The 12,760-nt window shown below is 69.5% G+C and carries 11 protein-coding genes; 7 read left to right on the top strand and 4 right to left on the bottom strand.

Annotated features, from left to right (window positions below; genetic code table 11):
* Positions 1–82: 82 nt before the first annotated feature.
* From ACGFNK_RS31485 to ACGFNK_RS31475, 3 genes are all read right to left on the bottom strand, one after another.
* Entirely contained in the window at positions 83–1,054 is a 972-nt protein-coding gene (locus ACGFNK_RS31485; protein WP_393421328.1) for an aldo/keto reductase, read from the bottom strand.
* A gap of 154 nt (positions 1,055–1,208) precedes the next feature.
* Complete coding sequence (gene argH / locus ACGFNK_RS31480) at positions 1,209–2,642, bottom strand: argininosuccinate lyase (RefSeq protein ID WP_393421326.1); 1,434 nt, start codon at positions 2,640–2,642, stop codon at positions 1,209–1,211.
* Between the two features lie 90 nt (positions 2,643–2,732).
* A complete protein-coding gene (locus ACGFNK_RS31475; protein WP_393421324.1) occupies positions 2,733–3,926 on the bottom strand; it encodes an argininosuccinate synthase in 1,194 nt (397 codons plus the stop codon).
* A 239-nt stretch (positions 3,927–4,165) separates the two neighbouring features.
* Here ACGFNK_RS31475 and ACGFNK_RS31470 point away from each other — a divergent pair, with 239 nt between their 5' ends.
* From ACGFNK_RS31470 to ACGFNK_RS31440, 7 genes are all read left to right on the top strand, one after another.
* Positions 4,166–5,059 carry a hypothetical protein gene (locus tag ACGFNK_RS31470; RefSeq protein ID WP_393421322.1) on the top strand — a complete coding sequence of 298 codons (894 nt, stop codon included), beginning with the start codon at positions 4,166–4,168 and terminating at the stop codon, positions 5,057–5,059.
* 142 nt (positions 5,060–5,201) lie between these two features.
* Positions 5,202–5,789 (top strand): pyridoxamine 5'-phosphate oxidase family protein, encoded by a 588-nt coding sequence (locus ACGFNK_RS31465; RefSeq protein WP_393421320.1) that lies wholly within the window; start codon positions 5,202–5,204, stop codon positions 5,787–5,789.
* A gap of 261 nt (positions 5,790–6,050) precedes the next feature.
* Positions 6,051–7,847, top strand: coding sequence for a heme peroxidase family protein (locus ACGFNK_RS31460; protein ID WP_393421318.1), 1,797 nt, complete (start codon positions 6,051–6,053; stop codon positions 7,845–7,847).
* A gap of 146 nt (positions 7,848–7,993) precedes the next feature.
* On the top strand, positions 7,994–8,686 hold the full coding sequence (locus ACGFNK_RS31455) for a L,D-transpeptidase (protein ID WP_393421316.1): 693 nt from the start codon (positions 7,994–7,996) through the stop codon (positions 8,684–8,686).
* 162 nt (positions 8,687–8,848) lie between these two features.
* Positions 8,849–10,228: a ferric reductase-like transmembrane domain-containing protein gene (locus ACGFNK_RS31450; protein ID WP_386344677.1), complete on the top strand. Its 1,380-nt coding sequence runs from the start codon at positions 8,849–8,851 to the stop codon at positions 10,226–10,228.
* Between the two features lie 19 nt (positions 10,229–10,247).
* A complete protein-coding gene (locus tag ACGFNK_RS31445) occupies positions 10,248–11,381 on the top strand; it encodes an FMN-binding protein (RefSeq protein ID WP_393421314.1) in 1,134 nt (377 codons plus the stop codon).
* 52 nt (positions 11,382–11,433) lie between these two features.
* Positions 11,434–12,171 (top strand): FAD:protein FMN transferase, encoded by a 738-nt coding sequence (locus tag ACGFNK_RS31440; protein ID WP_393421608.1) that lies wholly within the window; start codon positions 11,434–11,436, stop codon positions 12,169–12,171.
* A gap of 52 nt (positions 12,172–12,223) precedes the next feature.
* Here ACGFNK_RS31440 and ACGFNK_RS31435 read toward each other — a convergent pair whose 3' ends face one another.
* Positions 12,224–12,760, bottom strand: a complete 537-nt coding sequence (locus ACGFNK_RS31435) for an arginine repressor (RefSeq protein ID WP_344393583.1) — start codon at positions 12,758–12,760, stop codon at positions 12,224–12,226.

Raw genomic sequence — 12,760 nt, 5'->3', positions numbered from 1 at the left:
TCCATGCGTACCTGGTGATGCACTCCGTCGATCAGTGGGTGCTCAGTGGCAGGAGTGGGTGCTCAGTGCCACGAGCGGATGTTCAGTGCCAGGGCAGCTGCCCGCGTCGCTCCCAGTACGCGCCCGGCTCCTCGGCGAGTGCGGCCAGTCGGGCCACTTGTTCGTCGTCGAGGTCGACGACGGCGGCGTGCAGGTTCGAGACGAGCTGGTTGACGGTGGCTGCACCCGAGAGGACGATGCCGGCCCAGGGCTGCCGGAGGATCAGGGCGAGGGCGATCGCGTCGGCGCCGAGTTCCGCCGCCTCGGCGACGGCGCGTACCGCTTCGGGGGCTTGCGGACCGGCGAGGCGGCCGTTGCCCATGGCCTCCTTGACGATCACGGTGAGCCCGGCGTCGTGGGCCTCGGCGAGTGCGGGCGCGGCGGACGTTTCCAGGGCGTTGTAGGTGGCCTGGACGGTACGGAAGAGGGGCTCGCCGTCGACGGTCACGGCGAGCGCGGCCCGGATGGCGTCGGCCTGGGCCGGTCCGCTGGTGGAGAAGCCGATCGTGAGCCCCTGGGCGGCGGCTTCCGCCAGCTTGGCGTGGAGTTCCTTGTCGGTGAGGGCCGGGCTGTCCGGGGTCACGGAGTGGATCTGGTAGAGGTCGAGGCGGTCGCCGAGCAGGTCGGCGGTCTCGGCGCGCTGGCGCTCGTACGTGGTGACGCTGTGGTCCTTGACCTCGTGTTCCTCGGCGTCCGTGCGCCAGTCGGCGGTGTAGGTGTAGCCCCACTTGCTGCCGATGACTACGTCGTCGATGTCGGGGCGGGTGCGCAGCCAGTCGGCCAGGAATTCCTCGGAGCGGCCGTACGAGCGGGCTGCGTCGAAGTAGCGGACGCCTTGGGCGTAGGCGGCGTCCAGGAGTTCGTGGGTGCGGTCTCGTAGGGCGTCGACGCTACGTGCCTCCGGCAGGTCACGATCGCGGCCCAGGTTGATGTAGCCCGGGCGGCCCACGGCGGCCAGGCCAAGGCCGATGTGGCAGGTGGGCGTCGTGGCGGTCGCGAGACGTGCGAAGGGCATCGCGGGCTCCGTTCGGTCGGCTCCGGTACGGGGTGCTCGACCAACGTAACTCGCGGCGGGTTCCCCACAGGTGTTTCTCGCCCCCGCCGCCCCTACCCTCCCCCGTCACCCAGAGGGGCTGCGCCCCTGGAAAGGGGCGCTCCCCGGCGCTCGCCTACCGCTTCTCCTTCGCCGTTGCCCACTCGTGCTGCGCTGCCACGTCGGCCTTCACCTCTGCCAGCTGCACGGCCACCGCGCTGGGGGCCGTGCCACCTCGGGCGTTGCGGGAGGCCAGGGCGCCGGGGACGTTCAGTACCGAGCGGACCTCGGGGGTCAGGTGTGCGGAGATCTTTGCGAACTGGTCGTCGGTCAGCTGGTCCAGTTCCTTGTTCTCGGACTCGGCCACCTTTACGCACTCGCCCGCCACCTCGTGCGCTACGCGGAACGGGACGCCCTGCTTGACCAGCCACTCGGCGATGTCCGTGGCGAGTGAGAAACCGGCGGGAGCCAGTTCCTCCATGCGTTCGCGGTTGACGGTCAGGGTCGCCATCATGCCGGTGAACGCGGGGAGCAGAACCTCCAGTTGGTCGCAGGAGTCGAAGACCGGCTCCTTGTCCTCCTGGAGGTCGCGGTTGTACGCGAGCGGGAGGGCCTTCAGCGTGGCCATCAGGCCGGTCAGGTTGCCGATGAGGCGGCCCGACTTGCCGCGCGCCAGCTCCGCGATGTCCGGGTTCTTCTTCTGCGGCATGATCGACGAGCCGGTGGAGAAGGCGTCGTGAAGGGTGACGAAGGAGAACTCCTTCGTGTTCCAGAGGATGATTTCCTCGGCGATCCGGGAGAGGTTGACGCCGATCATCGCGGTGATGAAGGCGAACTCGGCGGCGAAGTCACGGGAAGCCGTGCCGTCGATGGAGTTGCCCGAGCTGCCGTGCTCGAAGCCCAGGTCCTTCGCGACCGCCTCCGGGTCCAGGCCGAGGCTGCTGCCGGCCAGGGCCCCCGAGCCGTACGGTGACACCGCCGTCCGGTCGTCCCACTGGCGCAGGCGCTCGGCATCCCGGGAGAGGGCCTGCGCGTGGGCCAGTACGTGATGGGCGAACAGCACCGGCTGGGCGTGCTGAAGGTGCGTACGGCCCGGCATGGCGACGTCCGGGTGGGCCTCGGCCAGGCCGATCAGGGCGTCCTGGAGGACGGCGATGAGGCCGCCGATGATGCGGGCGTGGTCGCGCAGGTACATCCGGAAGAGCGTGGCGACCTGGTCGTTGCGCGACCGGCCCGCGCGCAGCTTGCCGCCGAGGTCCGGGCCCAGCCGCTCCAACAGGCCCCGCTCCAGGGCCGTGTGGACGTCCTCGTCGGCGATGGTGCCGACGAACGAGCCGCTCGCGACATCGGCTTCGAGCTGGTCGAGTCCCGCGAGCATCCGCGTCAGCTCGTCGTCGGTGAGCAGCCCCGCCTTGTGCAGCACGCGCGCGTGGGCCCGCGAACCGGCGATGTCGTAGGGCGCGAGCCGCCAGTCGAAGTGGACGGACGCGGACAGCTTCGCCAGGGCCTCGGCGGGACCGTCGGCGAAACGGCCGCCCCAGAGCCGTACGTCACCGCTGTTGCTGCTCACTTGCTCTACTCCTCGGAGAATGGTGAATGTGCGACCGCCTCCCCACCCTTGCAGGTGAGGAGGCGGCTGTCAGGTCGGTACGAGCGAGGCTTACGCCAGGTCCCGCTTCGCCGCGATCTTCGACGACAGGCTGTAGATGTCGATGAAGCCCTTCGCCGCCGACTGGTCGAAGGAGTCACCCGTGTCGTACGTCGCGAGGTTGAAGTCGTACAGCGACGACTCGGAGCGGCGGCCGGTGACGACGGCGCGACCGCCGTGCAGGGTCATCCGGATGTCGCCGGAGACATGCTGGTTGGCCTCGTTGATGAAGCCGTCCAGGGCGCGCTTGAGCGGGGAGAACCACAGGCCGTCGTAGACCAGCTCGCCCCAGCGCTGCTCGACCTGCCGCTTGTAGCGGGCGAGTTCGCGCTCGACGGTGACGTTCTCCAGCTCCTGGTGGGCCGTGATCAGCGCGATGGCGCCGGGAGCCTCGTACACCTCACGGGACTTGATGCCCACGAGGCGGTCCTCGACCATGTCGATCCGGCCGATGCCCTGGGCGCCGGCACGCTCGTTGAGCTGCTGGATGGCCTGCAGGACGGTGACGGGCTTGCCGTCGATGGCGACCGGGACGCCCGCCTTGAAGGTGATGACGACCTCGTCGGGCTCACGCGGCAGCGCGGGGTTCTGCGTGTACTCGTAGACGTCCTCGATCGGGGCGTTCCAGATGTCCTCCAGGAAGCCGGTCTCGACGGCGCGCCCGAAGACGTTCTGGTCGATGGAGTACGGCGACTTCTTGGTGGTGGCGATCGGCAGGCCCTTCTCCTCGCAGAAGGCGATCGCCTTGTCCCGGGTCATCGCGTAGTCGCGGACCGGGGCGATGCACTTGAGGTCGGGGGCGAGGGCGACGATGCCGGCCTCGAAGCGGACCTGGTCGTTGCCCTTGCCGGTGCAGCCGTGGGCGACCGTGGTGGCGCCGTGCTTCTGGGCGGCGGCTACGAGGTGCTTGACGATCGTCGGCCGGGAGAGGGCGGAGACCAGCGGGTAGCGGTCCATGTAGAGGGCGTTGGCCTTGATCGCCGGGAGGCAGTACCCCTCGGCGAACTCATCCCTGGCGTCCGCGACCTCGGCCTCTACGGCACCGCAGGAGAGCGCGCGCTTGCGGATGACGTCCAGGTCCTCGCCGCCCTGGCCGACGTCCACGGCAACGGCGATGACCTCGGCGCCCGTCTCCTCGGCGATCCAGCCGATGGCGACGGAGGTGTCCAGGCCGCCCGAGTAGGCGAGTACGACGCGCTCGGTCACGGGTTTCTCCTCACAGTGCATTCGCTGACATGCATGAGTATGCAGGAGTCCGCATGATTCGTCAATCGCGGGGTCTGGCGGAGAAGGTCGCGAACAAATCTCAGGTTTCGTTTGAACGAGGGAAATCGGTTTCCCGTATCTCCCGCTGAACGCAGGCGCCGCGTTTGTAAACGACAGCTGGAGTACGCCGTCCGATCGACCACGGGCGGCCCAACCCCCGACCAGAGCGAGGCTTCCGCATGTCCAGGGCTCTCCCGAAGTACCACAAGCGCCGCGTGGCGATGATCGGCGGCGCCGCCGCGGTGGTGTTGTCCGGTGCCGTGATTGCCGGATCGGCATTGGCCGGAGAGACGTCGAACAACGGCGGCCAGGCCGCCACGAACGCGTCGCCCGGCACGGTGAACTGTCCGGCCGTGGAAGGCAGTCTCCCCGAGATCCCGGCCTCCGCGCAGGCCGAGGTGGACAGCAACCTCGCCCAGCTCGACACCCAGATCTCCGAGGCCAACCAGCGCCTCGTGGACACCGTCGGCCAGGGCGGCCCCAACTTCGTCCAGAACGCCATCCTCGGCCCGCTGGAAGACAAGCGCGTAGCCGCACTGAACCGCATCGAGACCGCGATCGGCCGCGCAGCCGAGAAGCCCGAGGGCCTCGAAGCCCTCGCGGCCTGCGAGCTCAACGCGGGTGGCGCGGCTGAAGCGGGCGGCGAGGCCGAGGAGGAGCCGACCGAGGCGGCGACCGGCGCGGCCGGCGAGAACGCGGGCGGAGCCGGGGACGCCGGAAACGCGGAGAACGACGAGAACGGGGCCGGAGCCGAGGACGCGGGCAACGCCGGCGCCGCGGGCGCGATCAGCTGCCCCGATGTCGAGCCGAGCCTCCCCGCCGAGATCCCCGCTTCCGCACAGGCCGAGGTGGACAGCAACCTCACCCAGCTCGACACCCAGATCTCCGAGGCCAACCAGCGCCTCGTGGACACCGTCGGCCAGGGCGGCCCCAACTTCGTCCAGAACGCCATCCTCGGCCCGCTCGAGGACAAGCGCGTAGCCGCACTGAACCGCATCGAAACGGCGATCGGCCGCGCAGCCGAGAAGCCCGAGGGCCTCGAAGCCCTCGCGGCCTGCGAGCTCAACCAGTAACTGACGCCACCGAGTAAGCCCTCCGTGGCCGCCCCGAGCGCTGGGCCGGGGCGGCCACGGAGCCTTCGCCTGACCTGTGTGCAGTTCCCAGAGGGCGCAATTCCTTAGACAGCCAAAGGAGTTGCCCCAATAATTGTTAGGCATGGGAAAGACCTACGAGCGCATAGACGGCCGGCTGCGTACGTTCATCGAGGCGCAGCCCCTCTTCTTCACCGCGACCGCGCCCCTGTCCGGGGACGGCACGGTCAACCTCTCCCCCAAGGGCCTCAAGGGCTCGTTCGCGGTCCTCGACGAACTCACCATCGCCTACCTGGACTTCGCCGGCAGCAACGCCGAGACGATCGCCCACCTGCGGGAGAACGGCCGGATCACCCTCATGTGGTGCGCCTTCCAGGGCCCGCCGAACATCGTCCGCGTACACGGCCGCGGCGAGCCCGTCTTCCGTGACGATCCGCGCTTCAAGGAACTGCTCGCCCACTTCCCGGACATCGACCCGACCCCGCACGGCCTGCGCGCGATCATCGTCGTGACCGCCGAACTCATCCGCGACACCTGCGGCTACGCGGTGCCCTTCATGACGTACGACGAAGACCGCGAGCTGCACGCCAAGCGCTTCGCACGCGAGGACGACACCTCACTGAGCGAGTACTTCGGGAAGAAGGAGCACATAGCGACGAGCCTGGACGGCCTGCCCGGGCTACCCCTGCCACTGCCTCCCACCCCAGCCTGAGCTCGTACACCTTGAGAACCTTGTGACATTCCGTTCCGCCATGCACGAATGCGCGTGGTTTGCGGACCTTCTTGCCACACAAGGCTGTTGGGCCATTTGACGGAATTCTCCCCTCCACCGTTCGCAGCGCCTACGCTCGGCGCCAGCGCGCCCAAGGCGCTGTCAGGGGACGTCCGGAGAAGTCGCCAAGTGTCCGGACCCGGGGCTTGAGCCCACAAGGAACACAGGGACAGCACGACATCAGGAACAGATGGGGGATCCATGTTCCGACCCGCACGCGAACCTCAGAACAAACGCCATGTCCGCAACTCCTACTACGTCCTCGGCGAGGGCATCTTCAACGATCCGGGCACGAGCAGCGACGCCCCGGTCGAACCGTCGACGCCGTCGACCATCGCCTCGCTGCGCAAGTTCCGCTTCTCCCGCCTGAGCCCCGTGCCCGGGACCACGGTGACGAGCAGGACAGTGCGCGAGGCGCTGGCCAAGGCGATGACGCCCGACCCCGCCGGCCCTGCCGGAGAGTCGCCGGACTCCTCCCGCCCCGCCATTCCGGCGGGATTCACCTACCTGGGGCAGTTCGTCGACCACGATCTGACGCTCGACGCCACCATCCGGGACCTGGAGCAGGACGTCACCGTAGAGGAACTCATCCAGGGCCGTTCTCCCGCCCTGGACCTCGACAGCCTGTACGGGCGGGGGCCGCAGAAGCCGCAGGACCGGAAGTTCTACGGGCCCGACGGAATCCGGCTGCGCACCGGCAGGACCCAGCCGGTGGGAGGAGCCCCGGACGGCGTCAACGATGTCCCGCAACAGGAACTGGACGGGTTCGACCTGCCAAGGATCGGCATCGGCTCGTCGATCGGGGAGCGGCGGGCAGCGCTGATCCCCGATCCCCGCAACGACGAGAACCTCGCCGTCGCCCAGATCCACTGCGCCTTCATCCGCTTCCACAACAAGGTCGTCAGCGACCTGGCCGCAAAGGGGACGGACAGCGCGGTGCTCTTCGACACCGCGCGCGAACTGGTCGTCAAGCACTACCAGTGGATGCTGCGCACGGACTACCTGATCCAGATCGTCGACGACCAGATCGTGGACGACGTCTTCACCCACGGTCGCAGGTACTTCGATGTGGCGCCCGAAATCAGGTACGACGACGGCGCTGTCGACGACGATGCGTACCGAACCCTTCAGCCCGGCGACGCGCCCACCATGCCCATCGAGTTCTCGGTGGCGGCCTTCCGCCTGGGCCACAGCATGGTCCGCGCCGAGTACGAGTGGAACCGGGTGTTCAACAGCGGACAAGGCCCCGGCGTCATCGCTCCCGCGACGCTGCGGCTGATCTTCGTCTTCTCCGCGACCAGCGGGAACTTCCAGCCCTTCCCGCCCGACGACGACAACCCGGACGCGGGCACCGCGGAGCGTCTGCCGACCAACTGGGTCGCCGATCTCCCCCGGCTCTTCGACTTCAGCGAGACCGGCCGCAAGGAGCTCATGAGGACCGCGGACCAGTTCAACCTGGCGAAGCGGATCGACACCCTGCTGGTCGACGTGCTCAAGCAACTCCCGCTCGGGTCGTTCGGCGCCCGGGGGGCCACGGTCCCGGAGATCGAGCGGAATCTCGCCTTCCGGAACCTCACCCGGGCCAACATGCTCAAGCTCGCGACCGGCCAGGAGATGGCGGAGTTCTTCAAGCTCGACGAGGACGAGCGGCTCACCGAGGACGAGATCGAGCGGGGCAGCGGCGACGGTGCGTCGCTGGCGGAACTGAGCCCAGAGGACCTGGAGTTGGTCAGGACCAAGACTCCCCTGTGGTTCTACATCCTCAGGGAGGCCGAAGTGAAGGGCGGCGGCCGGCTCACCGGGGTCGGCGGCCGTATCGTCGCCGAGGTCTTCCACCGGGCCATGGAGGGCAGCAAGCACTCCATCGTCCGTGATCCCGAGTGGCGTCCCACCCTCGCTGTGGACCAGAGCACCTTCCGGATGAGCGATCTGCTGCTCTACGCGTTCGAGGGCAAGGCCGAACTTCTCAACCCGCTGGGTCCCCCGCCGGGTCTGTGAGCGCGGACCCCGGGGACACCGTGGGTTCCGGGCGCCGTGGCCGGCCGCCCGGAACCCACGGGAACACCGGCGAGTACACCAACGGACGGCGCCTGTAAGGCCTACCCGGGCTGCCCCTGCCGCTGCCTCCCCGTAGCGTCCGATTCATGCGTCTCGGTGCCGCCGTCTTCCTCGTGTCCGCGTCCCTCCTCACCCTGGCCCCGAGTGGCCCGCCTGCCCTTCCCGAGCGGATGGCGGACACCGGCGGCGGCACCCAGCTCATCACCGCGCAGGCCTCGCGCCCGTCTTCGACGACCGGGACCCTCACGTGGTGGAACCGGCGCGACGGGCGCTGGGTGAAGGCCGGTTCCTCAGCCGCGCGCTTCGGCGCCAAGGGGCTGGTCGAGGGCGGCTCGCGCCGACAGGGGACGAACACGACACCCACCGGGCTCTACGACCTTCCGTACGCGTTCGGGATCAAGGCCGCGCCCGGTGGGACCAAAGTCCCGTACCGCCGCGTTCACCAGAATTCGTGGTGGTGCCAGGACAACGACTCCCGCGCATACAACCGGTGGACCGAGCCCCGTGCCGCCGATTGTCGAGCCGCCGAGTCCGAGCACCTGATCTCGTACGGAACGCGGTACGCGTACGCGCTCGTCATCGGCTTCAACTACGAGCGGCCCGTGCGCGGGCGCGGCGCCGGGATCTTCCTTCATGTCAACGGGCGTGGGGCGACGGCCGGTTGTGTGTCCGTACCGCGGGACGCCATGCAGCGGATCCTGGACTGGGCGGATCCGGCGCGCAGGCCGCACATCGCAATCGGGACGGCGAGCGGTCCGACCTCGATCGTCCGCTACTGAGGTCGGCCAGGCCCTTTGCGCAGGCCCTCCGTGCCGCCACCGGGTTACCGCGCGTCGCAGCAGTTCACCCCTTGTTCCCTGGTCCATTGAACAAGCTGCCGTCCCGGGACGTACCTCTGGGCCAAGGGCCACTCCCCCTCTCGCCAGTCCCACGGAGGAACCGTGAGTACGATCGCCGGCGGTCGCGCTGCGCGGCGCCAGACGTTGCGCCGTATCCGCCCTCGCCGCAATCCCGCAGTCCCGCTGCTGCTCGCTGTCTGGGCGGGTGCGGTGGGGGTGGTCTGGCTGTGGTGGAGCAACACTCCTGCCATCGCCAACAACACGGACCGGATACTCAACGCCGGCCGGATCACCGGTCTGCTGGCCGGCTATCTGATGGCCCTCGTGGTGTTGCAGATGGCCCGGGTGCCCGCGCTGGAGCGCCGCGTCGGCTCGGACCGAGTCGCCCGCTGGCACGCGATGAGCGGGCGTTACACGCTCTGCCTGGTCCTCGCGCATCTCATCCTGACCATGTACGGCTACGCGCTGCAGGCCGGGCTCGGTTTCTCCGGGATCGTCCAGCAGACCATCGACTCGGTGAACACGCTGCCGGACATGGGCAAGGCCGCGATCGGCACGAGCCTGCTGCTGTTCATCGGCCTGATCTCCATCGGCGGCATCCGGCGCAGGATCCCGTACGACACCTGGTACCACGTCCATCTGCTCACCTACGCGGCCGTGTACCTGTCCTTCTGGCACCAGCTGTCCACGGGCAACGACTTCGCCGTCCAGCCCGCCGCGACCACGGCCTGGTACGCGCTGTACGGGACCGTGACCGCGCTCGCGCTCTGGTACCGGGTGCTCGTGCCGATCCGGCTGAACATGCGGCACCGTATGCGCGTCGCCGATGTCGTCGAGGAGGCACCCGGGGTCGTCTCGGTGCTGATCTCGGGACGGCGGCTGCACCGCATCGGTGCCGAGGCCGGGCAGTTCTTCCGGTGGCGGTTCCTGTCCCCGGGCATGCGGCTCAGCTCGCACCCGTACTCCCTGTCGGCGGCGCCCCGCCCCAACATGCTGCGCATCACGGTGAAGGCGATCGGCGACCACAGCTCCCGGCTGCGCGAACTGGAGCCCGGTACCCGCGTATGGGCCGAGGGCCCGTACGGCGCGATGACCGCCTCCCGGCGCCGAAGCGGCAAGGTGCTGCTGATCGCGGGCGGTGTCGGGATCACCCCGATGCGGGCACTGTTCGAGACGCTGCCCGGCTCGCCCGGCGATCTGACGCTGCTGTACCGGGCCAACAGCACCCAGGACCTGGCCCTGTGGGACGAGCTCGCCGCCATCGCCGACGAGCGCGGCGCCCGGCTCATGTACGCGGTCAACAGCCCGGACGGGGAGCGCCCCGACATCTCGGCGGAGACCCTGCGCAGAAAGCTGCCGGACGTCGACCGCCACGACGTTTTCTTGTGCGGGCCGCCCGGCTTCGCACAGCAGGTCTACGAAGCACTCCGCGGCGCGGGCGTACCGGCCCGCCGCATCCATCACGAGTCGTTCGAGATGTGAGCGACGGGAGTCAGGAGCGATGAAGAAGAGTCACCCCATTCGGCGTGCCATGCTCGCCACCGCCGCCACCGTGTCCGGGATCGTCCTGGTCCTCTCGCTGAAGCCGGCGTCGGACCCGTCATCGTCCGCATCCGCGCAGGGCGGCGCGGCGCCACAGGGCGGCGCGCAGCAGTCGGCCGTCCAGGACGGCACCGTCACCGGAACCGCGGCCACGACGGAGTACGGCCCCGTCCAGGTCCGCGTCACCATGAGCGGCGGCAAGATCACCAAGTCCGAGGCGGTCCAGCAGCCGAAGGGCGGACGCAGCGACCAGATCAGCGCCGACGCGATCCCCAAGCTCAACCAGGCGGCGGTCACCGCGGGCAGCGCCGACATCGATGCCGTCTCCGGAGCCACCTACACCAGCGCCGGCTACAAGAAGTCCCTCCAGTCGGCAATAGACAAGGCCGCCCAGTCGGGTGGCGGCGGCGGCTCGTCCTCCGGCTCGGCCCAGGCTCAGACGGTCACCGGAGACGTGGCCACGACCGAGTACGGTCCCGTCCAGGTCCGCGTCACCATGAGCGGCGGCAAGATCACCAAGTCCGAGGCGGTGCAGAAGCCGACCGGCGGACGCAGCGACCAGATCAGCGGCAACTCGATCCCCAAGCTCAACCAGGCCGCCGTCACCGCGGGCACCGCCGACATCGACGCCGTCTCCGGAGCCACCTACACCAGCGCCGGCTACAAGAAGTCGCTTCAATCGGCTCTCGACAAGGCTCCTCAGTCCGGTGGCGGCTCCGCTGCCGGCTCCGGCCAGGCCGGTTCCGGCAGTGGCGGTAGCGGGTCCGCAGGCTCCGGCGATGGCAGCGGGGGCGGCGGGTCCACCGACGTGGCAGCCGACGCGCGCATCGTGACCGGAAGCGTGGCCGACACCCAGTACGGCCCCGTCCAGGTCCGTATCACCTACAACGGCGGAAAGATCACCAAGGCCGAGGCGGTGCAGAAGCCGAAGGGCGGACGCAGCGACCAGGTCAGCGCCAACTCGATCCCCAAGCTCAACCAGGCCGCCGTCGCCGCGAGCAGCGCCGACATCGACGCCGTCTCCGGCGCCTCCTACACCAGCGCCGGCTACAAGAAGTCCCTCCAGAACGCCCTGGACCAGGTCGGTGGCTGAGGTGGCGGATCCCGCGCAGGCGCCCCCCGCGGTGCGTCACGCGGAGGAGGTGATGGGCACGGTCGTCTCGTTCGACGTGCGCGGGGGCGAAGCAACGGCCGTGCAGACCGCGCTGGAGGAGGCGATCGCCCAACTCCACGTGGTGGACGCGGTGTTCAGCACCTACAAAGAGGACAGCCAGATCTCGCGGCTCGGCCGGGAGGAGCTGACCGTCGAGGAGTGCGACCCGGAGGTCGCCGAAGTCCTCGAACTGTGCGCCGAGGCCGAGCGGTTGAGCGACGGCTGGTTCAGCACGAAGTACGGCGGTGTCGTCGACCCGACCGGTCTGGTGAAGGGCTGGTCGGTCGAGCGCGCGGCCCGGCATGTGATGGCTGCCGGGGCGAGCGGCGTCAGCGTGAACGGCGGTGGCGACGTCCAGTTGCTCGGCACGCCGGGGCCCGAGCGGCCCTGGCGGGTCGGCGTCTCGGACCCGCTGCGCCCCGGCTCCCTCGCGGCGGTCGTCTCCGCGGCGGGCGCCGCCGAACTGGCCGTCGCCACCTCGGGTTCCGCCGAGCGCGGCGTCCACATCATGGACCCCGGCACCGGCCGGTCCGCGGTCACCGACCTGGTGGCCGTGACCGTGGTGAGCCCCCGGCTGACCTGGGCGGACGCCTGGGCGACGGCGGCCTTCGCGATGGGTTCCCGGCAGGCCCTCAGCTGGCTGGAGTCCCTCCCGGACGTCGAGGCGCTGCTCATCACGGCGGGCGACGAGGTCCGCTGCACCGGCGGACTGGGCGCACGCCTGGGGTGAGGCTTCAGCCCCGTACGAGCGAGCGCGTGCTCACCGTACGCGTCAGTGGTTCTCAGTGGTGGTTCTGGGCCAGACGCAGCAAATGATCAGCCAGCGCCTGCCCACCAGTCGGGTCACGGCTGATCAGCAGCAGCGTGTCGTCACCCGCGATCGTGCCGAGGATGTCGTGCAGTTCGGCCTGGTCGATGGCAGAGGCGAGGAACTGCGCGGCGCCGGGCGGCGTGCGCAGGACCACGAGGTTGGCGGAGGCCTCCGCGGAGATCAGCAGCTCCGCGGACAGGCGCCGCATCCGCTCCTCCTTCGCGGACCCGCCCAGCGGTGCGCGCGGGGTGCGGAAGCCGCCCTCGCTCGGGACCGCGTAGATGAGGTCGCCGTCGGTGTTGCGGATTTTCACCGCGTTCAGCTCGTCCAGGTCCCGGGAGAGCGTCGCCTGCGTGACGGTCAGCCCGTCGTCGGCGAGGAGCTTTGCCAACTGGCTCTGGGAGCGCACCGGTTGCCGGTTGAGGATGTCCACGATCCGGCGGTGGCGTGCGGTGCGGGTCTGCGGTACGGCAGGCCCGGCATGCTCGTGATCCTGCGCCTGACTCAT

The sequence above is a fragment of the Streptomyces sp. NPDC048825 genome, assembly GCF_043198355.1.
Lineage (GTDB): Bacteria > Actinomycetota > Actinomycetes > Streptomycetales > Streptomycetaceae > Streptomyces > Streptomyces xiangluensis.
The sequence above is the reverse complement of the archived record's forward strand: the minus strand, read 5'-3'. Positions and strand labels throughout refer to the sequence as shown.

Coding starts and splice junctions, on each gene's coding strand:
- ACGFNK_RS31485 (WP_393421328.1), bottom strand. CDS start 1,054: ATGCCCTTCGCACGTCTCGCGACCGCCACGACGCCCACCTGCCACATC.
- ACGFNK_RS31470 (WP_393421322.1), top strand. CDS start 4,166: ATGTCCAGGGCTCTCCCGAAGTACCACAAGCGCCGCGTGGCGATGATC.
- ACGFNK_RS31465 (WP_393421320.1), top strand. CDS start 5,202: ATGGGAAAGACCTACGAGCGCATAGACGGCCGGCTGCGTACGTTCATC.
- ACGFNK_RS31460 (WP_393421318.1), top strand. CDS start 6,051: ATGTTCCGACCCGCACGCGAACCTCAGAACAAACGCCATGTCCGCAAC.
- ACGFNK_RS31455 (WP_393421316.1), top strand. CDS start 7,994: ATGCGTCTCGGTGCCGCCGTCTTCCTCGTGTCCGCGTCCCTCCTCACC.
- ACGFNK_RS31445 (WP_393421314.1), top strand. CDS start 10,248: ATGAAGAAGAGTCACCCCATTCGGCGTGCCATGCTCGCCACCGCCGCC.
- ACGFNK_RS31440 (WP_393421608.1), top strand. CDS start 11,434: ATGGGCACGGTCGTCTCGTTCGACGTGCGCGGGGGCGAAGCAACGGCC.
- ACGFNK_RS31435 (WP_344393583.1), bottom strand. CDS start 12,760: ATGAGTCAGGCGCAGGATCACGAGCATGCCGGGCCTGCCGTACCGCAG.